Raw genomic sequence first — 21,148 nt, 5'->3', positions numbered from 1 at the left:
GCCGGGGCGCATGGTGGCGCGCCCCGGCCGGCGGGGGATCAGCCGCGGCGGGTCAGAAGATGCCCGGCTTGCCCTCGGCCAGCGCGCCGCGCGGCAGGCTGACATTGAGCAGGTGCAGCTCGCCGGCCTCCAGGCGCGGCAGGTCCTGCACCACCTCCAGGAAGCGGCGGCTCTCGCGCGGGGTGATCAGCCCCTCGGTCAGGATCTCGAACTTGCGGATGTAGTCCTCGCGGCCGAAGGGCTTCGCCCCCAGCGGGTGGGCGTTGGCCACCGCCATCTCGTCCACCAGCCTCGTGCCGTCCTTGAAGATGATCTCGACGCGCGCGCCGAAGGCCTTCTCGTCCGGGTCGGTCGAGTGGTAGCGGCGGGTCCACTCCGGGTCCTCGCGCGTCTCGATCTTGTGCCACAGCCGCACCGTGTCGGCCCGCCCCGCGCGCTTCGGCGCGTAGCTGTCCACATGGTGCCAGCGCCCGTCCTGCAGGGCGACGGCGAAGATGTACATGATGGAGTGGTCCAGCGTCTCGCGGCTGGCCTTGGGGTCCATCTTCTGCGGGTCGTTGGCCCCGGTGCCGATGACGTAGTGGGTGTGGTGGGAGGTGTGGATGACGATCTTCTCGATCGCCTCCTGGTCCGGGATCTGCTCGCGCAGCTTGAAGGCGAGGTCGATCAGCGCCTGGCTCTGGTACTCGGCCGAGTGCTCCTTGGTGTAGGTGTCGAGGATGGCGCGCTTGGGCTCGCCCTTCTCCGGCAGCGGCACCTCGTAGTAGGTCGGGCCATAGACATCGGCGCGGTTGCTCCGCCCCGACAGCACCCAGGCGATGACCGAATCCTCGCCTTCGTAGATCGGGCTCGGCGCGCCCTCGCCGCGCATGGCGCGGTCCACGGCTTCCACCGCCAGCTTCCCGGCATGGGCGGGCGCGAAGGCCTTCCAGGAGGAGATCTCGCCCTTGCGGCTCTGGCGGAAGGTGATGGTGGTGTGCAGCGCCTGCTGCACCGCCTGGTAGATCACCTCCTGCTTCAGCCCGAGCAGCGTGCCGATGCCCGCCGCCGCCGAAGGCCCGAGATGGGCGATGTGGTCCACCTTGTGCTCGTGCAGGCAGATGGCGCGCACCAGGTCCACCTGGATCTCGTAGCCGGTGGCCAGGCCGCGGATCAGGTCCTTGCCGGAGCGGCCCATGGTCTGCGCGACCGCCAGCACGGGCGGGATGTTGTCGCCCGGGTGGGAATAGTCGGCAGCGAGGAAGGTGTCGTGCATGTCGAGCTCGCGCACCGCCGTGCCGTTCGCCCAGGCCGCCCATTCCGGCGAGATCTCCTTCGACGCCGGCAGGCCGAACACCGTGGCGCCGCCCTTCCTCGGGTGGCCCAGCGCCATGGTGCGCGCGGTGGTGGGGGCGGAGCGGTTGATCGCCGCGATCGCCACCGCCGCGTTGTCGATGATGCGGTTGATGATCATCTCGGCCACCGGCTTCTGCACCGCCACCTTGTCGGCGGCGACGCCGGCGATCTTCCAGGCCAGTTGCTCCTCGCGCGGCAGCAGCGCCTTGGAGGGGTGGACCTTGACGGGGTGTTTCTTCATGGGCGGGCGTTCTCCCTCATCCGTGTGGAATAGTGGCGCTGTTGTGCGCCGCGTCCACGCCATCGTCCATTCCGATTGACGGCGCGGCACGATAGCTTTTCCGTATCGCCGATGGATTTCCGACTCCTCCGCCGCCTCGGGCATTTCCTCGCCGTCGCCGAGGAGGGCCATTTCGGCCGCGCCGCCGCGCGGCTCGGCCTGTCGCAGCCGCCGCTCACCGCGCAGATCCAGGCGCTGGAGGCGGAGCTTGGCGTGCGGCTGCTGGAGCGCACCCGCAAGGGCGCGCGGCCGACGCGCGAGGGCGAGGCGCTGCTGCCGCTGGCGCGCCGCGTGGCGGAGGATGCCGGCGCGCTGGAGGCGCTGGCGCGCGAGCTGCGCGCCGGGCGGCACGCGCCGGTGGCCCTCGCCTGCGTCACCTCTGGCCTGTTCGACCACCTCCCCCCGCTGGTGCGGGCGCTGCGCGCCGCGCGCCCCGAGGCCGCGATCGCCGTGCGCGAGATGGACACGGCCGACGCGGTGGAGGCGCTGCGCCGCGGCGAGGTGGACATCGCCCTGCTGCGGCTGGACCGCGACCGCCCGCCGGTGCGCGTGCTGCCGCTCGGCGAGGACATGCTGGTGGCGGCGCTGCCCGAGGGCCACCCGCTGCTCGCCGCCTACCCCGAGGCGCTGCCGCTCTCGGCGCTGGCCGGCGCGCCGCTGCTCACCCTGCCGCGCTCGATCAGCCCGGCCTATTTCGACGCGCTGGTGGCCGCCTGCCGCGCCGCCGGATTCGAGCCGCGCGGCGTGCGCGAGGTCGGCTCGGCGATGGCGCAGCTCGGCTTCGTCGCCTCCGGCCTTGGCGTCGCGCTGGTTTCCTCCGGCATGGCGCGCATCCACCCGCCGGGCGTGGTGTTCCGCGAATTGCGCGGGCCGATCCGCGCCGTCGGCGTGGCGCTGGCCTGGAACGAGGAGCGGCAGAGCGAGGCGGCGGAGGATGTGCTGCGCGTCGCCCGGCAGGTGTTCAACGGCCCCGCCCCGCTCAGGCCTGGTGTGTGAGCGTACGTCCCTGGCCGGCGGCGGATTTGTGCCCCATCATCGCGCCGCAACGCTCCACACGCCGATTTTCCTGCGCGATCAGGCCATAAGCGCTTTCTTCTCAGGCGGCATGTCGGCATTGTGCGGGCGGCCAGGCCATGCAGGGGACCCTGCACGCCCGGCACACGGCCCGTTCACACCCGGGCCGGTGCGCCGGATTTGCAGGTTGCGTGGCCCGGCCTCGGCCCTGGCGGCGCCTGCCGGCGGGGCTCCTGGGGGATGCGTGGCGGAGGCACCGGGGGCGGTGCCGCGGCCATGCAGAGGGGGAAGGCCATCATGCTGGAGAACGGCATCACACAACGATGCCGCGCGGGCATCTTCGCACTGCTCGCCGCGGCCCTGCTTGTCCTGTCAACCGCGCCCGCCCGGGCGCAGATCGGCGGCAGCCGCTACGCCGCCATCGTCGTCGACGCCGGCACGGGCGAGGAGCTGCTGGCGATCAACGCCGACGAGCCGCGCTACCCGGCCTCGCTGACCAAGATGATGACGCTCTACATGGTGTTCGAGGCGATGGAGCGCGGCCGCGTCTCGGCCAGCACGCGCATCCCCGTCTCGCGCCACGCGGCGGGGCAGGAGCCCTCGAAGCTGGGGCTGAAGGCGGGCGGCAGCATCGCGGTGCGGGATGCCGTCATGGCGCTGGTCACCAAGTCGGCCAACGACGCCGCCGCCGCGCTCGGCGAGTACCTGGCGCAGGGCAGCGAGGTGCAGTTCGGCCGCATGATGACGCGCAAGGCGCAGGCGCTGGGCATGCGCAACACCAGCTTCCGCAACGCCTCCGGCCTGCCGGACGCCAACCAGGTGACCACGGCGCGCGACATGTCGATCCTCAGCCGCGCGCTGATCCACGACTTCCCCGGGCGCTACGCCTATTTCAGCGCCCGCAGCTTCCGCTACGCCGGGCAGAGCATGGGCAACCACAACCGCCTGCTCACCGAGTATGACGGGGCGGACGGCATCAAGACCGGCTACATCCGCGCCAGCGGCTTCAACCTGGCGGCCAGCGCCGAGCGCCAGGGCACGCGGCTGGTGGCCGTGGTGTTCGGCGGCGCCAACAGCCGCGAGCGCGACGACCATGTGATGGCGCTGCTCGACCGCGGCTTCGCCGAGGCCCGGCGCGGCCTGCCGCCCGACATGCTGATGGCGCGGGGGCCGTCCATGGGCGGTGCCCGCCTCGTGGGCGCGGCGCAGGCGGCGCCGATGGCCGCCCCCGTGGCGCGGGCGGTGAAGCCGTCCATCAAGCCGGCCACGCCGGCGGCCAGCCGCACCCCCCGCCCCGCCCCGCGTGGCGGCGACTGGGTGGCGCAGGTCGGCGCCTTCGCCGACAGCGGCACGGCCCGCCAGGTGGCCGGCCGCGCGGCGCGCGGCCCCGGCACCGCCCGGGTGCAGGCGGTGCGGGTGGATGGCAAGCGCTTCTGGCGCGCCCAGGTCACGGACCTCTCCGCCGCCCAGGCGCGCCGCATCTGCCGGCAGGTGCGCGGCCCCTGCATGGTGATTTCGCCCTGAGGCTCCCGGAGCCCGGCCCGCCTCCCGGGCGGCGCCGGGCGCGAATCCGCGCCGCGCCCGGTTGAGGGGAGGCCGGGCCGGGCCTAGTCTGCCCGCCGCGTTCCTCAACCCGAGCGAGGCGGACCTCCCGGCCATGCAGCTTCCCTACGACCGCGTCCTGCGCGGCAACCTCGTGCTCCCGGACGGCATCCTGAAGGATGGCTATGTCGCGGTGCGCGGCGAGAGCATCGCGGCGATCGGCGCGGGCGAGCTGCCCCCGGCGAAGCAGGTGGACGATTTCTCCGGCCGCACCATCCTGCCCGGGCTGGTGGATGGCCACATGCACACCGGCAGCGCCATCGGCTGGCCCGGCATCGAGGGTGCCACCATGTCCGCCGCCGCCGGCGGCGTGACCACGGTGTGCGACATGCCCTACGACATCCCGCGCGCCGTCACCTCGGCCGCCATCTTCCACGAGAAGGTGGAGGCGGTGCACCAGCTCTCGCATGTGGACGTCGCGCTCTACGGCACCATCCGCAAGACCGGCGGCGTGAACGAGATCGCCGGGCTGGCCGAGGCGGGCGCCTCCGCCTTCAAGCTCTCCACCTATGAGTACGACGCGGTGCGCTTCCCGCGCATCGACCACCCGACCATGGTCGCCGCCTTCCGCGAGATCGCCAAGACCGGGCTGATGGTGGCCGTCCACAACGAGGACCAGGAGCTGGTCGAGCGCCTGACCGCCGAGGCGAAGGCCAGCGGCCGGGTGGACCCGATCATGCACGCCCGCACCCGCCCGCCCCTGGCCGAGACCATGGCCGACCTCGAGATCTTCGAGATCGGGCTGGAGACGGGGGCGCATGTGCACATCGCCCATTCCTCCGTGGCCCGCGGCTTCGAGATCGCCGAGAGCTTCCGCGCCATGGGGGCGAAGGCCAGCGGCGAGGCCTGCATCCAGTATCTCTGCATGACGGAGGAGGACCTCGTCCGCCTCAAGGGCTTCGGCAAGTGCAACCCGCCCTTCCGCACGGCCGAGGAGGTGGAGCGCATGTGGGCGGCGCTGGTGGCCGGCAAGATGGCCTATGTCTCCACCGACCACGCCCCGTGGCAGCGCGAGAAGAAGCTCGGCGACGACATCTTCGCCTGCGGCGCGGGCCTCACCGGCATGCAGAGCTACGCGCCGCTGATGTATTCCATGCTGGTCGAGCGCGGCCTGCCGCTGACGCTGATGGCGAAGTACTGCGCCGAGAACACCGCCCGCTACCACGGGCTGTTCCCGAAGAAGGGCGCCATCCGCCTCGGCTCGGACGCCGACCTGCTGGTGATGGAGGAAGGCGACTTCATCTTCGACGAGGCCAGCATCCAGGACCGGCCGGATGCCCGCTGGTCGCCCTATCATGGCCGGCCGATGAAGGCGCGCGTGGCCGCCACCTATCTGCGCGGCGCGCAGGTGTGGGACGGCGCCACGGTGACGGCGAAGCCCGGCCAGGGCCGCTTCGTGCCGCGCCAGCACCGCGAGAGCGTGCTCGGCTGATGCGCGGCCTGCTGGTGGCCGGGGCGACGGTCGGAGCCTTCGCCCTCTGGATCTGGCTCACCGGGCCCGGCACCAGCCTGCCGCTCGCGCTCGGCGGCGGCCTGTTCGCGCTGCTGGCCGGGCGCGTCGCCTACCGGCTGCTGACGCCACCCTCCCCCGAGAACGACACCGGCCCCGAAGGGGCGCAAGACAGAGGAAAGCGCGATGTTTGAGGTGCGCGAGGAGAAGGACGGCAATTTCTCCGTCTGGATCGCCGGGCAGGAGCGCCTGGCCATGCTGAAGACCGAGGCGGCCGCCGTGGCGCTGATGGAAGCCTTCGAGGATTCCTGGGACGAAGCCTTCATGCAGGCCGTGGCCTCGGTGCAGGAGGACTACGCGGCCGATTTCATCGACCCCCTGCCCCCCGCCAGCAACTGAAGCCCCGCCAGCAACTGAAGCCGAGGAGAGCCCGCATGTCCCGCCGCCTCACCGTCGCCGCCGCCCAGCTCGGCCCCATCCAGAAAGCCGAGCCGCGCGCGGCCGTCGTCGCCCGCCTGGTGCGGCTGATGGAGACCGCGCACAGGCGCGGCGCCGAGGTCGTCGTCTTCCCCGAGCTGGCGCTGACCACCTTCTTCCCGCGCTGGTACGAGGAGGACATCAACGCCGCCGACCACTGGTACGAGCAGGCGCTGCCCTCGAACGAAACGGCGCCGCTGTTCGAGGCGGCGCGGAAGTTCAACATCGGCTTCCACCTCGGCTATGCCGAGATCGCCCACGAGGCGGACGAGACGGGGGTGGTGCGCAAGCGGCACTTCAACACCGCCGTCTATGTGCATCCCTCGGGCGAGGTGGTGCTGAAGTACCGCAAGGTGCACCTGCCCGGGCACCGCGAGTTCGACCCGGCGCGCAAGGTGCAGCACCTGGAGAAGCGCTACTTCGAGGTGGGCAATCTGGGCTTCCCCGTGGTGCGGGCGCCGATCGGCCAGGCCGGGCCGGTGAACATCGGCATGCTGATCTGCAACGACCGCCGCTGGCCGGAGGCCTGGCGCGTGCTCGGCCTGCAGCAGGTGGAGCTGGTAATGCTGGGCTACAACACGCCCTCCATCAACCAGGACGCCAAGGGCTTCGAGGCGCACCACCTGCGGGTGCTGCACTCCCACCTCTCCATCCAGGCCGGCTGCTACCAGAATGCCTGCTTCGGCGTGGGCGTGGCCAAGGCGGGGGTGGAGGATGGCTGCGAGCTGTTCGGCCATTCCATCATCGTCAACCCGCAGGGCGAGATCATGGCCCAGGCGACGAGCTGGGATGACGAGCTGATCGTGGCCGATTGCGATCTCGACCAGTGCACGCTGGGCCGCACCAGCATCTTCAACTTCGCCGCCCACCGCCGCCCGGAGGCCTATGGCCGCATCGTCGAGCAGACGGGCAGCGTGGCGCCGGCCGAGTGGCAGCCCGCCGCCCGCACCGCCGAGTAAACTTTCCGCAAGGTGGCGGAAACAGGGCCGCCACCGCCGCAGCCTTGCCGCGCCTCCATCGCCATCTCGGCGGTGGAGGTGATCCCATGGCTGATGAATTCCAGACCCGCCGCCGGTTCGGCCTGCTGCTGATGGGCGGCCTGCTGCTGCCGCTGGCGCCCGCCCGGGCGGACGACGACGACGATGACGATGGCCGCCGCAGTCGCGGCTGGCTGTCCGATCGCCGCCGCGACCGGGACGACGATGACGACGACCGGGATGATGACGACCGGGATGATGACGACCGGGACGATGACGACCGGGACGATGACGACGATGATGAGGACCGCCGCGGCCGGCGCGGGCGGGATGACGACGATGATGACGGTTGAGGCCGCCGCCGCCGGCATGTGCGGACAGCGGCGCTAGGAGCGGCGCCGGGCGAGACGGGAAGAGGCCTCCCCGGCTCGCCGAATGCCGCCGCCCCCTGGAGCAGAGCGCGAGCAGGCTGCTTTGCCTGATCGCGTGAAGATGCTCGTAAAAGCAACGAGCCGGAGCCTTTTCCGTGCGCCGGTGCGAGCGGAGTAGGCTCTAGCCTGTCGCCAGCAGCGCCTGCACCGCCGCCGCCTGGCAGGGCTCGATCACCGGCACGCCCGCAGCGTCCTCGACCGCCGCGCGGTGCCCGGCCATGCCGGCGCAGCCCAGGATGACGGCTTCGGCGCCCTCGGCCACCAGGGCCCGCGCCGTATCGCACAGCGCGCCGCGCGCCGCCTGCGGGTCGGTCAGCGTCTCCATCGGCAGGTTGAGGGCGATGCTGGCGGCCAGGCGCTGCTCCGCTCCCATCGCCTGCAGCGCACGCCGCTGCCGCGCCTTGGACGCCTCGACGAAGGCGATGACGCCGAAGCGCTCCGCCCGCGCCAGCGCCGCCGCCACCGCCGCGCGGAACGGGCCGAAGACCGGGCGCCGCGTCACGCTGCGCACCGCCTCCAGCCCGGGGTCGGACACGCAGGCGATGATGTAGGCCGCCGCCGGCTCGGCCTCGACCATGCGGCAGAGCGGCTCGGCCACGCCGTACCAGTCCCGCCAGGAGGCAATGGCGGGCGGACCGCCGGGCAGCGAGACCACCTCGAAGGGCGGCCGCCCTGGCAGGGCGAACTCCGCCAGGCTCTCGGCGATGCCGCGGGTGCAGCTTTCCGAGCTGTTCGGGTTGATGACGAGGATACGATGGCCCATCTGCCAGATATCCTCCGCCAGCCTGCGACCGCGCAAGGCCCCCGCTCGCGCGGCTGCTCTTGATCGCCGGGGCCGGACATGCGGTTATTGCACCGCACACGAAATGCCCGGCGACAGGGCTGAAAACGATAAAGCCAGGACCATGCCCATGGATCGCCCGCCCGAGCGCTGGGAGCCAGACCGCGCCGCCTCCACCGATACCGTGCCGCTCCCGCCGCTCACCACCATGCTGAAGCGGGGCGCCCTGAACCGCTGCCCGTTCTGCGGCGAGGGCAAGGTGTTCCGTGGCTATCTGACCGTGGTGCCGGAATGCAGCCATTGCGGCGCCGAGCTGGGCCGCCTGCGCGCCGACGACGCGCCGCCCTACTTCACCATCTTCATCGTCGGCCACCTCTTCGTCCCCGTCGTGTTCTGGGTCGAGAAGGCCTATGAGCCGCCGATGTGGCTGCACATGGCGCTGTGGCTGCCGCTCTTCACCATCGCCTCCATGCTCACGCTGCGGCCGGTCAAGGGCGCGGTGGTGGGGTGGATGCTGCGCCTCGGCCTGACCGGCAACGAGGGCGACGCCCCCGTGGTGCGCCGGCGCGACGGCACGGCCAAGCCCGTGGTGGTAAACCCCTCGGTGCAGCGTGGCGATGGCTGACCAGCGGCTGGAGCGGATTGCCCTGCCGGACACCGCCCCCCTGCCCAACCCCTATGCCGAGGCCGACCGCGCCCAGGCGGTGGCCGACCTGCTGGCCGGCAACCGCTTCGACCCCACCGGCCTGCCACCCGGCCCCTATGTGCTGCATCTGGAGGTCCGCGACGGCCGGCTGGTCTTCGACATCCACGACACGCGCGATGCGCCGCTGCGCATCATCGCGCTGGCGCTCGGCCCGTTCCGCCGGCTGATCAAGGACTACCACATGGTCGTCGCCAGCCATGAGCAGGCGGTGACGGAAGGCGGTTCCGAGGCACGCATCCAGGCCATCGACATGGGCCGGCGCGGCCTGCACAACGAGGGCGCCGAGCTGCTCTGCCAGCGGCTGGACGGCCGCGTGACGCTGGATTTCGAGACCTCCCGCCGTCTCTTCACCCTGGTCTGCGCCCTGCACCAGCGGATCTGACCCGCCCGCTTCACATGACGCGGCGGCGGCAAAGCGCCTATATGCGGGGGCCGGAATTCTCCCCCCGCCCGCGCGCGGCCACACGGACGGAGCCTGCCCCCCATGAAGATCGACGGCGTTCCCTATCGCAGCGTCTGGGTTGACCCCGAGGATGGCTGGTCGGTCCGCATTCTGGACCAGACCCGCTTGCCCTGGACGGTCGAGATCCTGCGCCTCGTGGACGAGAAGCAGGTGGCGCACGCCATCAAGTCCATGCAGGTGCGCGGCGCGCCGCTGATCGGGGCCGTGGCCGCCTACGGGTTGGCGCTGGCGCTGCGGCGCGACGATTCGGACGCGGCGCTGGAGGCCGTGGCCGCCATGCTGGGCCGTACCCGCCCCACCGCCATCAACCTGCGCTGGGCGCTGGACCGCATGCTGCGCGCGCTGCGCCCGGTGGCGCCCGGCAACCGCGCCGCCGCCGCCTACGCCGCCGCGGCCGACATCGCCGAGGACGATGTGGAGACCTGCCGCCGCATCGGCCAGCACGGGCTGCCTCTGTTGCAGGCGATCGCCGCCCGCAAGCCGGGCAAGCCCATTAACGTGCTGACCCATTGCAACACCGGCTGGATCGCCACCGTCGACTACGGCACGGCGCTCTCCGTCATCTACCAGGCGCATGATGCCGGGCTGCCGGTGCATGTGTGGGTGGACGAGACGCGCCCGCGCAACCAGGGCTCGGCGCTGACGGCGTGGGAGCTGGGCAAGCACGGCGTGCCGCACACCGTCATCGCCGACAATGCCGGTGGCCATCTGATGCAGCATGGCGAGGTGGACATCGTGCTGGTGGGCACCGACCGGGTGACGCGCCAGGGCGACGTGGCCAACAAGATCGGCACCTACCTGAAGGCGCTGGCGGCGCACGACAATGGCGTGCCCTTCTGGGTGGCGCTGCCGCACTCCACGCTGGACATGAGCGTGCGCGACGGGGTGCGCGAGATCCCGATCGAGGAGCGCGACGCGCGCGAGGTGCTGGAGACCACCGGCCAGACCTGGGATGGCCGCGTCGAGACGGTGCGCACCGCCGCCCCCGGCAGCGCCGGCCTCAACCCGGCCTTCGACGTGACGCCGGCCCGTCTCGTCACCGGGCTGATCACCGAGCGCGGCCGTTGCGACGCCTCCGAGGCGGGGCTGCTCGGCCTCTACCCGGAGTTCGCGGCCGCCGCCTGAATGGCATGGAAGGGGGCGCGCCCCCTTCCCTCCGGGCGCGTGCCGTTGCACGCTTCTTGCAAGCCGGGCGGCCATTTCCGGCCGTAACCCGGCCCTCAGGGAGTGTCTCGCCGATGCGTCGTCTTGTCCTGTCCGCCTTCCTTGCCGCGCCGCTGGCGCTGGCCGCGCTCTCCGGCGCCGCCCACGCCCAGCAAGGAGGCGCCCAGCAGCCGCTGCGCACGGCGGTGGACGGCACCTTCGCCCCCCACGCCTTCCCCAAGCTCGATGGCGGCGTGCAGGGCTTCAACGTCGATCTGTTCACCGAGGTGGCGCGCCGCATGGGCCGCCCCATCACCATCGACAGCGCCAGCTTCTCCGGCCTGGTGCCGGCGCTGAACGCCGGGCGCTATGACTTCCTGGCCGCGCCGGTGACGGTGACGGCCGAGCGCGCCGAGAACCTGCTCTTCACCGAGGGCTATCTCTACACCGAGTTCCAGTTCGGCATCCGCAAGGGCACGCCGCCGATCAAGTCGCTCGACGACATCCGCGGCAAGGCCATCGCGGTGAACAAGGGCTCGGCCTACGACGCCTGGGCGCAGAAGAACGCGGAGCGGTACGGCTTCACGGTGCAGACCTTCGACAGCCAGCCGGACGCGGTGCAGGCCGTCATCGCCAACCGCGTCTATGCCACCCTGGGCGGCAACACCACCATCCGCTACGCCGCGACGCGCGCGCCGATGCTGGTGCCGGACTTCACCATCAAGGAGACCCGCGCCCATTGGGCCGCGCCCTTCCGCAAGGACAATGCGGCGCTGCGCAACGCGGTGGAGAACGTGCTGGAATGCATGAAGCAGGACGGCACGGTGGCCAAGCTCTCTGAGAAGTGGTTCGGCAGCAAGCCGGCGGCGGATGACGCCGAGAACACCGTCTTCCCCGGCTATGGCGTGCCCGGCCTGCCCGGCCACGACGCCACCGCGCACACGCCGAACTGTGGTTGAGCGGGCAGGCTGAGGCGGGAACCACGCGGCGGGCCGGGCGTTCCTTCGCCGGAAGGAGACCGGCCATGCCGCGTGGAGACAAATCGGCCTACACGGACAAGCAGAAGCGCAAGGCGGAGCACATCGAGGAAAGCTACGAGGCCCGCGGCGTGCCGGAGGAGGAGGCGGAGCGCCGCGCCTGGGCGACCGTGAACAAGGATTCGGGCGGCGGCAACAAGAGCGGCTCGGGCCGCGGCCACCCGGACAGCAACGCCGCCGCGCATGAAGGCGGCCAAAAGGGCGGCGAGGCTTCGGCCCACCGCCCGGCGGCGGCCCGCTCCGCCTCGGCGAAGAAGGCCGCCGAGACGCGCCGGGCGCATCAGCACTGAGGGGGCAGGCCGCCCCCTCCGCCGCTCAGCGCTGCCGCCAGGGCAGCCCCTCGGCCTTCCAGCCGGCCACGGTGCCGCGGTGGCCGCCCGCGTCCGGCGGCCCCTCGAAGCCGTCCGCCACGTTGTAGGCGTGCTGGAAGCCGGCGGCCTTCGCCGCCTGCGCCGCCGCCAGGCTGCGCGCGCCGGAGCGGCACAGGAAATACAGCTTGTTCAGCGGCGTCAGCCCGGCCTTGCGCAGATGGTCCGGGAAGGCGCCGTTCACCTGCATGCTGGGATAAACCTGCCAGGGAATCAGCACCGGCTGCTTGCCGGCCTCCCCGAGATCCGGCAGCCCGACGAAATTCCATTCGGCATCGGTGCGCACATCCACCAGCACGGCGTCCGGGTCGGTGCGCAGGCTTTCCCAGGTGGCACCCGGGGTCACGTCGTCGACGCTCATGGCGGAACTCCTCTGCGTGTCCAGTCCTTACAGTGTGGGGTCGCGGCGGCGCGGCGTCCATGCCACTGGCCCCGACGCGCCGGCCGGGGCAGGATGCGCGGCAGCGTCGGGCGGCAGGAGGGTTGGGGATGGCACTCGTGGTGGCGGTGGCGCAACGCAAGGGCGGCGCCGGAAAATCGACCGTCGCGGCCACCCTGGCGACGGCGCTGGCGGCCAGCGGCCATGGCGTGGCCTTGCTGGACAGCGACCCGCAGCAGACCCTGGCGCGGTGGAACCAGGAGCGGCAGGGCCGCGCCCAGGCGGCCGCCCTGCGCTTCGAGGCGGTGGCCGGCTGGCGCATGCCGGCCACGCTGGACCGGCTGCGCCGTGAACACGACTTCCTGATCATCGACACGCCGCCGCACGCCGACACCGATTCGCGTATCGCCATCCGCGCGGCCGACCTGGTGCTGGTGCCGCTGCAGCCCTCGCATGCCGATCTGTGGGCGATGGACGCGACGCTGGATGTGGCGGCCGCCGAGCGGCGCCCGGTGCGGCTGCTGATGAACCGCGTGCCCCCCAGCGGCCGCCTGCGCGACGAGATCGCCGCCGAGCTGGCGCGGCGCGGCCTGCCGGTGCTGGCACCCACGCTGGGCAACCGCACCGCCTTCGCCAGCGCCTTCGCGCAGGGGCTGGGGGTGGCGGAAGCCGCGCCGCGTGGTACCGCCGCCGACGAGGCGCGTGCCCTGGCGCGCGCCATCGAGGACCACCGCAAGGAATGACCGGGATGACGCTTGTCTATGTGCTGCACCTGCTGGGGGCCGTGCTCTGGGTCGGGGGCATGGCTTTCGCGATCCTGGCGCTGCGGCCGAGCCTGGCCACGCTGCCCGGGCCGCAGCGGCTCGCCGTGCTGGGGGGCACCTACCGCCGCTTCTTCCTGGTGGTGTGGCACGCCATGCCGGTGATGCTGGCCAGCGGCTACGCGCTGCTGTTCGGCTGGTATGGCGGCTTCGCCGGCTCGGGCTGGCACATCCACACCATGCACCTGACCGGGCTGATCATGTCGGCCGTGTTCCTGGCCATCTTCTTCGGGCCGTGGAAGGCGATGCGCGCCGCCCTCGCCGCCGGGCAGGATGCCGCGGCGGCCGCGGCGGCCGACAAGGTGCGCCGCCTCGTCACCCTCAACCTCGTCATCGGCCTGCTCACCGTCATCGTCGCCGGCTGGGGGCGCTTCGGCGGATGAGCCTGGCGGCCGGGATCGAGCTGGTCCCCGACAACAAGGGGCCGGAGGCGCAGGCGGTGCTGGCCGGCCTCGCCACGCACCGCCGCGCCGCCATGGCAGCGCGGCCGGAGGCGCTGGAAGCGCACCCGCTCTGCTTCCTGCGGCGGGATGCCGGGGGCGTCATCCGCGCCGGGCTGGTGGGCGAGGTGACGATGGACTGGCTGTTCATCGACAAGTTCTGGGTCGATGAGAGCCTGCGCGGCCAGGGCACCGGCAGCGCCCTGCTCGCCGCCGCCGAGGCCGAGGCGCGGCGCCTCGGCGCGGTGGGGGCGCATCTCTACACCAGCAGCTTCCAGGCGCCGGCCTTCTACCGCAAGCACGGCTTCCAGGAGATCGGCCGGCTGGAAGGGCGGCCGCGGGGGCACCACCGCCTCTGGTTCGCCAAGCGCTTCGGGGCGCCGGCCGGCTGAGGGCGCCGCCGCCGGGGCGGCTTCCGAACCCGCCCTGGCTGGCGCGGTTCTCCTGCGGCGGGCGGCTCCTCGCCCGCCATCAAGGAGGCCTGCCGGCATGTCGCGTACCATCACCATTCTGCTGCCTCCGGAAAGGACCGACGCGGTGGCCGCCCGGCTTGGCGGCTGCGAAGGCGTGGTCGGGCTGGGCCTGCAGCGTGGCGGCTCGCTCAAGCCGGCCGGCGACGTGCTCACGGTGCAGGCCACCAACCAGGGTCTCGCGGCGGCCCGGCGGGTGCTGGATGAGCACGGTATCGGCACGGAGGTCGGCCTGGTGACGACCGGCAACCCCTCCAGCCTGATCGCCGCCCAGGGCCAGGACGCCATCAGCTGCGAGGATGACGAGGCGGACTGGGAGGAGATGAACACCCTGATGCGCCAGGACACCAACATCGGCAGCAACTTCCTGCTGGCGATGTTCCTGGCCGGGGTCGTGGCCGCTGCGGGCCTCTGGACCGACACGCTGCACATCGTCATCGGCGCCATGGTCATCGCGCCCGGCTTCGAGCCGATCCTGCGCGTGCCCTTCGGCCTGCTGGGCGGCCGGAACCAGGCGACGCTGCATGGGCTGAAATCCACCGCCGGCGGCTATGCCGCCCTCCTCCTCGGCGCCGCCCTCGCCATGCTGTTCCTGGGCATGGCCTCGCCCTCGGCCGCCAGCCTGGGCGAGCAGCACTGGGTGCAGTACTGGACCAAGGCGGAGATCTCCTCGGTGCTCGTCTCGCTGGCGGCCGGGGCCGCCGGGGCGGTGATCATCGCGGCGCAGCACTCGGTGCTGACCACCGGCGTGATGATTGCGCTGGCCCTGATCCCCACCATGACGATCGTCGGCATGGCGGTGGTCAGCCTGGAATTCGTGCTGGCCGGCAAGGCGCTGCTGCGCTGGGCCCTCGACGTGGTCTGCGTCGTGGCGGGCGGCGGCAGCGTCTTCCTGCTCAAGCGCCGGATGCAGCACCGCGGCGCCGCCTGAACCCGGCGCCGCCCCTAACCGGGCGGCGGGCCGGGGCGCCACGACGTGTTTATTTGTGCGGATGAGGCAATAAGCCGAAACTTGGCCATTCCTTCCGCTTTGTGCAGGCGGCCGGCGACCAGCCGGCTGCCCATCAGGCTGCCTCCCCGCATCGAGGACTACCCCCCGTGGACACACCCCAGGCCCGCGCGAATCTGCTGGCCGCCTTCCAGCTGAGCGAAGCGGACCTTTCGGCGCTGCGCGCCCAGGCGCCGCTGTTGCAGCAGCGGCTGCCCTCGCTGATCGAGAGCCTGCAAGCCCGCTTCGCGCCCTGGCCCGAGATCCAGTCCGCCCTGGCCCGGCCCGAGGTGCACCGCGTGCGGCTGGCGCACTGGCTGCGCCTGGCCAGCGGCCAGCTGGACGAGGGCTTCACCGCCTCCGCCCGCGCCCTGGCCGATGCCTTCTACCGCCATGGCGTGCCGGGCTACGCCGTGGCCATCTGCCACGCCACCGTGGCGCATGGCGTGGCCGACATGCTGGCGGAGGCGCTGGCGCCGCGCGGCCTGGGGCGCCTGTGGCCCTTTGCCGCCCGGCGACGGGCCGCCGGGCTGCGCGCCGCGCTGGTGCGCGTCGCCTGGCTGGACCTGGAGGTGCTGCTGGAGAGCTATGCCACCGCCGAACGCGCCAGCCGGCAGGCGGCGCTGCACGCCCTGGCCGGCACCTTCGAGGCGCGGGTGAGCGGCGTGGTGCAGGGCGTCGGCGCCTCCGCCGGCGCGCTGGATCAGGCGGTGCAGGTCATGTCCGGCACCGCCGGGCGGATGGGCGGTGCCTCGCACACCCTGGCCGAGGTGGCGCAGGAGGCCAGCGCCACGGTGCAGACCGTGGCCAGCGCCACCCAGGAGCTGACGGCCTCGGTGGACGAGATCCGCCGCCAGGTCTCGCATTCGGCGCAGATGACCGCGCGCGCGGTGGAGGACGCCCACCGCACGGACACGGTGGTGCAGGCGCTGGCCGAGGGCGCCAGGCGGATCGACGACGTGGTGGGGCTGATCAGCAGCATCGCCGGGCAGACCAACCTGCTGGCGCTGAACGCCACCATCGAGGCGGCGCGCGCCGGCGAGGCCGGCAAGGGCTTTGCCGTCGTCGCCTCCGAGGTGAAGAACCTGGCCAGCCAGACCGCCCGCGCGACGGAGGAGATCAGCGGCCAGATCGGCCAGGTGCAGGACGCGACGCGCGAGGCGGTGGCGGCGATCGAGAACATCGCCCGCGCCATCGGGGCGGTGGGCGAGGTTTCCACCGCCATCGCCGCCGCCGTCGAGCAGCAGGGGCAGACCACGCGCGAGATCGCCGCCAGCATCCACCACGCCGCCGAGGGCAACCGCAAGGTCAGCGCGCTGGCCGCCGGCCTGACGCATGGCGCCCAGGAGACCCAGGGCGTCGCCGCGCAGCTCACCGGCGCCGCCGGCGCGCTGGGCCGGCAGACCGACAGCCTGCAGGAGGCGGTCGGCGCCTTCCTGGCCGAGGTGCGGAGCTGACCGGCATGCCAGGGCCGGCATCCCGGCCCTGGCGCGCTCCCTCAGCCACCGCCCCCCGCACCGCCCCCCGGCCTCAGCGCTTCACCCCGAGCCGCACCTCGCGGTGCCAGATGTAGAGGCCCGAGGCCACCAGCACGGCGATGCCGGCGAAATCCCAGCCATCCGGCCGCTCGCCCCAGACCAGGATGCCCAGCGTCATGGTCCAGAGGATGCCGGAATACTCGAAGGGTGCGATCAGCGTCGTCTCGCCGCTGCGGTAGGCGGCCGTCATCAGCAGCTGCGCCAGGGCGGAGACGAGGCCCACCGCCGCCAGCAGCCCCCATTGCGCGGGCGTCGGCCAGACCCAGCCGGGAATCGCCGCCGCCGCCCCCACCACGCTGCCGCCGATGGCGAACCACAGCACGATGGCGGCGCCGCTCTCCCCCTGCGCGCCCATGCGGCGGATGGTGATCATCGCCAGCGCCCAGGCCACGGCGCCGGCCAGCACCGCCGCCACCGCGCCGCCCGGCAGCACGCCGCCGCCGCCGAAGCCGGGGCGGAGCATCAGCAGCACGCCGGCGAAGCCCACCAGCACCGCGCTGCACCGGCGCCACCCCACCTTCTCCCCCAGCAGCGGGATGGACAGGGCGGTGAGGAACAGCGGCATGGTGAAGCCCAGCGCCGTGACGGTGGCCAGCGGCAGGTGGACATAGCCGTAGAAGCTGCCGAACATGCCGATCAGCCCGTAGACGATGCGCTGCACATGCGACCACGGGTTGCGCGTGGCCAGGACCGCGCTCCGCCCTCCCGGCGGGGCGGTGGCCAGCGCCAGGGCCAGCAGCACCGGGATCGCGAAGAGGTTGCGGAACAGGATGACCTGCATGACCGGGATGGCCCCGCCCAGCAGCTTCACCGCCACGGCGGCGAGGGCGAAGGTGAGGGCTGCCCCCATGACGCAGAGGATGGCGCGGCGCGCGCGGCGAGCAGCGCGCCCCTGTCGTCAGGACGGGCCGGCGGGGCATGGACGGAGGAAATGGGGCGGCTCATGATTGTGGCGTTTCCAGACGAGGTTAGGCTGCCCCCCGCATGAAGGCCAGACCATCCCCGCGGCACCCCAAGGCGCCGCCGGTGCCGCCGCACCCGCTCTACCTGCCGGAGAGCGACGAGGTTGCCTGGTCCGGCCGCTTCGCGCTGCAGGTCGTGCGCTTCCGCTACCGGCGCAGCGACGGCACGCCCTCCGCCCTGCTCACCTGGGAGATGTGGCGGCGCGGCCAGGGCGTGGTGCTGCTGCCCTATGACCCGCGCACCCGCCGCGTGGCGCTGATCGAGCAGTTCCGCCTGCCCGCCCTGGCCGCGGGCGAGGCGCCGGTGATGCGCGAATGCCCCGCCGGCCTGCTCGGCGAGGGCGAGGACCCCGAGCTTGCCGCGCGGCGCGAGGCGGAGGAGGAGACCGGGCTGGTGCCCGACCGCGTGGAACCGATCGGCCAGTTCATGCTGATGCAGGGCGGCTGCGACGAGCGGATGCACTTCTACTGCGGCCGCGTCTCCCTGCCCGAGGCAGGGCTGCTCGGCCTGCGCGGGCTGGAGGCGGAGGGCGAGGAGACGCGCATCCTGGTGCTGCCGCTGGACGAGGCCCTGGCCCAGCTCGCCCGCAACGAGATCCGCAACGTCACGGCGGCGATGTCCCTGCTCTGGTTGCAGGTCAACGCGCCGCGCCTCGATACCGAATGGATGGATTGATGACAGAGACGCTGTTCCGCACCGAGCCCTATGCCCGCGAATGCACCGCCACGGTGGTCTCCTCGGGGCCGGAGGGCGTGGTCCTGGACCGCACCGTGTTCTACGCCCAGGGCGGCGGCCAGCCGGGGGACACCGGCTGGCTGCGCTGGGCGGGGGGCGAGATGCCCGTGAGCAACGCGGTGAAGGGCGAGGCCGGCGCGGTGCTGCACCTGCCGGCGCCCGACGCGCCCCTCCCCGCCCCCGGCACCGAGGTCACCGCCGCGCTGGACTGGCCGCGCCGCCACCGGCTGATGCGGATGCACACCACCCTGCACCTGCTGTGCAGCCTGATCCCCGGCGCCGGCGTCACCGGCGGGCAGATCGGGGTGGAGAAGTCGCGGCTGGATTTCGACCTGGCCGAGCCGCCCAGCAAGGAATGGCTGAGCGAGCGCCTCACCGCGCTCGCCGCCGAGGACCACGCGGTGGGCGAGCGCTGGATCACCGAGGCGGAGCTGGACGAGAATCCGGGCCTGGTGCGCACCCTCTCGGTGAAGCCGCCGCGCGGCGCCGGGCAGGTTCGGCTGGTGCGGATCGGCGCCGAGGCCTCGCCGGTCGATCTCCAGCCCTGCGGCGGCACGCATGTGGCGCGCACGGGGGAGATCGGCCCCGTCACCGTCACCAAGCTCGAGAACAAGGGCAAGCAGAACCGGCGCGTCTACATCACGCTGGAGGGATGAAACGCATGAACAACCTCGTTTCCACCGAATGGCTGGCGGCCGAGCTCGGCAAGCCGGACCTGCTGGTGTTCGACACCACCAAGTACCTGCCCAACGAGCCGAAGGACGCGCTGGCCGAATTCGCCGCCGCGCACATCCCCGGCGCCGGCTTCTTCGACATCGACGCCGTGGCCGACCCGGAGACGGACCTGCCGCACATGGCCCCCACCCCGGGCCGCGCCGCGCGGATGCTGGGGCAGCTCGGCATCTCCAACGCCCACCGCGTGGTGTTCTACGACCAGAAGGGACTGTTCTCGGCGGCGCGCGGCTGGTGGCTGATGCGGCTGTTCGGCCACGAGAACGCCGCCGTGCTGGATGGCGGCCTGCCGAAATGGCTGGCCGAGGGCCGCGCCACCGCCACCGGCGCCCCCGCCACGGCGCAGAAGCAGGATTTCTGGGCCGATTTCATCGCCCGCCGCCTCGCCGGCATCGGCGACGTCAAGCGCATCGTGGCCGACCGCTCGGCGCTGATCCTCGACGCCCGCGCCAAGGGCCGCTTCGACGGCACGGCGCCGGAACCGCGGCCCGGCCTGCCCTCCGGCCACATGCCCGGCGCCGCCAGCGTGCCGATCACCGAGCTGCTGGCGCCCGACATGACGATGCTGCCGCCCGAGCGGCTGCGCGCCCGCTTCGCCGAGGCGGGCGTCGATGGCAGCAAGGCGCTCGTCACCTCCTGCGGCACCGGCGTCACCGCCTGCGTGCTGGCGCTGGGGCTGGTGCAGGCCGGCCTGCCCGAGCCCGCCGTCTATGACGGCTCCTGGACCGAATGGGCCAGCCGCCCCGAAACCCCGAAGCAGAGCACCCCCTGATGCCCGACGACGTTCCCCACGGCCCGAAGCACGGCACCAACACCGGCCATGGCTTCGCCACCCGCATGGCGCATGGCGGGCGGCCCGGCGTGCGCGAGCATGGCTTCGTCAACACCCCGGTCCACCGCGGCTCGACGGTGCTCTACCCCTCCTGCGAGGCGCGCGGCGCGCTGAACGCCCGCTCGCTCGAGCAGGTGATGACCTACGGCACCGCCGGCGGACCCACGCATTTCGCGCTGGAGAACATGGTGGCCGAGATCGAGGGCGGCACCCGCGCCCTCATCACCGGCACCGGCCTCGCCGCCTGCACCCTGCCGCTGATGGCCTATCTCTCGGCGGGCGAGCACTGCCTGATCCCCGACAGCGTCTATGGCCCGACGCGCCGCGTGGCGGAGGGAATGCTGAAGCGCTTCGGCATCGAGACCAGCTACTACGACCCGACGATCGACGCCGCCGGCCTGCAGGCGCTGCTGCGCCCGAACACGAAGGTGCTCTACACCGAGAGCCCGGGCAGCCACACCTTCGAGCTGCAGGACATCCCGGCGCTGGCCGAGGTGGCGCATGCCCACGGCGCCAAGGTGCTGATGGACAACACCTGGGGCATCCACCACTTCCAGCCCTTCACCAAGGGCGTCGACGTCTCGATCCAGGCGCTGACCAAGTATGTTGGCGGGCATTCGGACGTGCTGCTGGGCAGCGTGACCGTGGCCTCGGAGGAGGACTGGGTGCGCGTGGCCTCGGCGGCGCGCGAGATCGGCCACTACGCCAGCCCCGATGATTGCTGGCTGGCGCTGCGCGGCCTGCGCTCCATGCCGATGCGGCTGAAGCACCAGTACGAGGCGGGGCTGGCCGTGGCGCGCTGGTTCGAGGGCCGGCCGGAGGTGCTGCGCGTCATCCACCCGGCCCTGCCCAGCCACCCGCAGCACGCGCTGTTCAAGCGGGACTTCACCGGCGGCTGCTCGCTCTTCGGCGTGGTGTTCCAGCCGCGCTACGACGTGAAGCAGATCAACGCGGTGGTGGACGGGCTGAAGCTGTTCGGCATCGGCGCCTCCTGGGGCGGCTATGAGAGCCTGGCGCTGCCCACCACCCAGTACATCACCCGCACCGCCACCGATGCCGGCGTGCTGCAGGGCCCGACGGTGCGCTTCCACATCGGCCTGGAGGAGACGGCCGACCTGATCGCCGACCTGGAGGCGGGGCTGGACGGCCTGCCGCGCTGAGGGCGGGCGGCGCGGGGCGCGCCTGT

General features: G+C 72.5%; 25 protein-coding genes. 21 read left to right on the top strand and 4 right to left on the bottom strand.

The genetic code is table 11. From position 1 onward, the window contains the following. Positions 1 to 52: 52 nt before the first annotated feature. Positions 53 to 1,576, bottom strand: a complete 1,524-nt coding sequence (locus CR165_RS00325) for an MmgE/PrpD family protein (RefSeq protein ID WP_109514974.1) — start codon at positions 1,574 to 1,576, stop codon at positions 53 to 55. Between the two features lie 111 nt (positions 1,577 to 1,687). Here CR165_RS00325 and CR165_RS00320 point away from each other — a divergent pair, with 111 nt between their 5' ends. The 7 genes from CR165_RS00320 (at position 1,688) to CR165_RS24800 (ending at position 7,488) form a co-directional block, all read left to right on the top strand. Beyond that, positions 1,688 to 2,611 carry a LysR family transcriptional regulator gene (locus CR165_RS00320; RefSeq protein ID WP_109514973.1) on the top strand — a complete coding sequence of 308 codons (924 nt, stop codon included), beginning with the start codon at positions 1,688 to 1,690 and terminating at the stop codon, positions 2,609 to 2,611. Between the two features lie 294 nt (positions 2,612 to 2,905). After that, entirely contained in the window at positions 2,906 to 4,153 is a 1,248-nt protein-coding gene (locus CR165_RS00315) for a D-alanyl-D-alanine carboxypeptidase family protein (RefSeq protein WP_245906025.1), read from the top strand. A gap of 133 nt (positions 4,154 to 4,286) precedes the next feature. Beyond that, positions 4,287 to 5,663: a dihydroorotase gene (locus CR165_RS00310; RefSeq protein WP_109514971.1), complete on the top strand. Its 1,377-nt coding sequence runs from the start codon at positions 4,287 to 4,289 to the stop codon at positions 5,661 to 5,663. Next, positions 5,663 to 5,875, top strand: coding sequence for a hypothetical protein (locus CR165_RS00305; protein WP_109514970.1), 213 nt, complete (start codon positions 5,663 to 5,665; stop codon positions 5,873 to 5,875). The genes CR165_RS00310 and CR165_RS00305 overlap by 1 nt, the downstream gene beginning before the upstream one ends. Continuing rightward, positions 5,868 to 6,080: a hypothetical protein gene (locus CR165_RS00300; RefSeq protein WP_109514969.1), complete on the top strand. Its 213-nt coding sequence runs from the start codon at positions 5,868 to 5,870 to the stop codon at positions 6,078 to 6,080. Before CR165_RS00305 ends, CR165_RS00300 begins: the two co-directional genes overlap by 8 nt. A 35-nt stretch (positions 6,081 to 6,115) precedes the next feature. Continuing rightward, entirely contained in the window at positions 6,116 to 7,117 is a 1,002-nt protein-coding gene (locus CR165_RS00295) for an N-carbamoyl-D-amino-acid hydrolase (RefSeq protein WP_109514968.1), read from the top strand. A gap of 86 nt (positions 7,118 to 7,203) precedes the next feature. Beyond that, positions 7,204 to 7,488, top strand: a complete 285-nt coding sequence (locus CR165_RS24800) for a hypothetical protein (RefSeq protein ID WP_109514967.1) — start codon at positions 7,204 to 7,206, stop codon at positions 7,486 to 7,488. A 199-nt stretch (positions 7,489 to 7,687) separates the two neighbouring features. Here the strand turns inward: CR165_RS24800 and CR165_RS00285 are convergent, their stop codons facing one another. Then, positions 7,688 to 8,329 carry an aspartate/glutamate racemase family protein gene (locus tag CR165_RS00285; protein ID WP_109514966.1) on the bottom strand — a complete coding sequence of 214 codons (642 nt, stop codon included), beginning with the start codon at positions 8,327 to 8,329 and terminating at the stop codon, positions 7,688 to 7,690. A gap of 148 nt (positions 8,330 to 8,477) precedes the next feature. On the opposite strand from CR165_RS00285, the gene CR165_RS00280 reads away from it, so the two are divergent. The 5 genes from CR165_RS00280 (at position 8,478) to CR165_RS00260 (ending at position 11,986) form a co-directional block, all read left to right on the top strand. Next, positions 8,478 to 8,972, top strand: coding sequence for a DUF983 domain-containing protein (locus CR165_RS00280; RefSeq protein ID WP_181377946.1), 495 nt, complete (start codon positions 8,478 to 8,480; stop codon positions 8,970 to 8,972). Beyond that, positions 8,965 to 9,435 (top strand): UPF0262 family protein, encoded by a 471-nt coding sequence (locus tag CR165_RS00275; protein WP_109514964.1) that lies wholly within the window; start codon positions 8,965 to 8,967, stop codon positions 9,433 to 9,435. Before CR165_RS00280 ends, CR165_RS00275 begins: the two co-directional genes overlap by 8 nt. Positions 9,436 to 9,537: 102 nt before the next feature. Beyond that, positions 9,538 to 10,641: an S-methyl-5-thioribose-1-phosphate isomerase gene (mtnA, locus tag CR165_RS00270; RefSeq protein WP_109514963.1), complete on the top strand. Its 1,104-nt coding sequence runs from the start codon at positions 9,538 to 9,540 to the stop codon at positions 10,639 to 10,641. Positions 10,642 to 10,754: 113 nt separating this feature from the next. Further along, a complete protein-coding gene (locus tag CR165_RS00265; RefSeq protein WP_109514962.1) occupies positions 10,755 to 11,618 on the top strand; it encodes a transporter substrate-binding domain-containing protein in 864 nt (287 codons plus the stop codon). A gap of 65 nt (positions 11,619 to 11,683) precedes the next feature. Continuing rightward, positions 11,684 to 11,986 carry a plasmid stabilization protein gene (locus CR165_RS00260; protein WP_109514961.1) on the top strand — a complete coding sequence of 101 codons (303 nt, stop codon included), beginning with the start codon at positions 11,684 to 11,686 and terminating at the stop codon, positions 11,984 to 11,986. A gap of 25 nt (positions 11,987 to 12,011) precedes the next feature. Here CR165_RS00260 and CR165_RS00255 read toward each other — a convergent pair whose 3' ends face one another. Then, positions 12,012 to 12,425, bottom strand: coding sequence for a rhodanese-like domain-containing protein (locus CR165_RS00255; RefSeq protein WP_109514960.1), 414 nt, complete (start codon positions 12,423 to 12,425; stop codon positions 12,012 to 12,014). A 128-nt stretch (positions 12,426 to 12,553) separates the two neighbouring features. Between CR165_RS00255 and parA the strand changes: the two genes are divergently transcribed. The 5 genes from parA (at position 12,554) to CR165_RS00230 (ending at position 16,619) form a co-directional block, all read left to right on the top strand. Next, on the top strand, positions 12,554 to 13,186 hold the full coding sequence (gene parA, locus CR165_RS00250) for a ParA family partition ATPase (RefSeq protein WP_109514959.1): 633 nt from the start codon (positions 12,554 to 12,556) through the stop codon (positions 13,184 to 13,186). Positions 13,187 to 13,191: 5 nt separating this feature from the next. After that, positions 13,192 to 13,647 carry a CopD family protein gene (locus tag CR165_RS00245; RefSeq protein WP_245906023.1) on the top strand — a complete coding sequence of 152 codons (456 nt, stop codon included), beginning with the start codon at positions 13,192 to 13,194 and terminating at the stop codon, positions 13,645 to 13,647. Further along, entirely contained in the window at positions 13,644 to 14,096 is a 453-nt protein-coding gene (locus CR165_RS00240; protein ID WP_109514957.1) for a GNAT family N-acetyltransferase, read from the top strand. Before CR165_RS00245 ends, CR165_RS00240 begins: the two co-directional genes overlap by 4 nt. A gap of 97 nt (positions 14,097 to 14,193) precedes the next feature. After that, the gene (locus CR165_RS00235) at positions 14,194 to 15,105 is read left to right on the top strand and encodes a DUF389 domain-containing protein (protein ID WP_109514956.1); all 912 of its coding nucleotides are present in this window, start codon (positions 14,194 to 14,196) and stop codon (positions 15,103 to 15,105) included. Positions 15,106 to 15,272: 167 nt separating this feature from the next. Then, entirely contained in the window at positions 15,273 to 16,619 is a 1,347-nt protein-coding gene (locus tag CR165_RS00230; protein WP_109514955.1) for a globin-coupled sensor protein, read from the top strand. Positions 16,620 to 16,692: 73 nt separating this feature from the next. Here CR165_RS00230 and CR165_RS00225 read toward each other — a convergent pair whose 3' ends face one another. Then, positions 16,693 to 17,550 (bottom strand): DMT family transporter, encoded by an 858-nt coding sequence (locus CR165_RS00225; protein WP_109514954.1) that lies wholly within the window; start codon positions 17,548 to 17,550, stop codon positions 16,693 to 16,695. Positions 17,551 to 17,684: 134 nt separating this feature from the next. Here CR165_RS00225 and CR165_RS00220 point away from each other — a divergent pair, with 134 nt between their 5' ends. Genes CR165_RS00220 through metC form a run of 4 tightly spaced genes read left to right on the top strand, consistent with a single transcriptional unit; the run spans position 17,685 to position 21,122 of the window. Next, positions 17,685 to 18,338, top strand: coding sequence for an NUDIX domain-containing protein (locus CR165_RS00220; RefSeq protein ID WP_109514953.1), 654 nt, complete (start codon positions 17,685 to 17,687; stop codon positions 18,336 to 18,338). Further along, positions 18,338 to 19,054 carry an alanyl-tRNA editing protein gene (locus tag CR165_RS00215; protein WP_109514952.1) on the top strand — a complete coding sequence of 239 codons (717 nt, stop codon included), beginning with the start codon at positions 18,338 to 18,340 and terminating at the stop codon, positions 19,052 to 19,054. Before CR165_RS00220 ends, CR165_RS00215 begins: the two co-directional genes overlap by 1 nt. 5 nt (positions 19,055 to 19,059) lie before the next feature. Beyond that, on the top strand, positions 19,060 to 19,902 hold the full coding sequence (locus CR165_RS00210; protein ID WP_109514951.1) for a sulfurtransferase: 843 nt from the start codon (positions 19,060 to 19,062) through the stop codon (positions 19,900 to 19,902). Then, positions 19,902 to 21,122: a cystathionine beta-lyase gene (gene metC, locus CR165_RS00205; RefSeq protein ID WP_245906021.1), complete on the top strand. Its 1,221-nt coding sequence runs from the start codon at positions 19,902 to 19,904 to the stop codon at positions 21,120 to 21,122. Before CR165_RS00210 ends, metC begins: the two co-directional genes overlap by 1 nt. Positions 21,123 to 21,148: the final 26 nt, after the last annotated feature.

It is taken from the genome of Teichococcus aestuarii, assembly GCF_003116135.1.
GTDB lineage: Bacteria > Pseudomonadota > Alphaproteobacteria > Acetobacterales > Acetobacteraceae > Pseudoroseomonas > Pseudoroseomonas aestuarii.
This window is presented reverse-complemented; position numbering and strand designations above follow the sequence as displayed.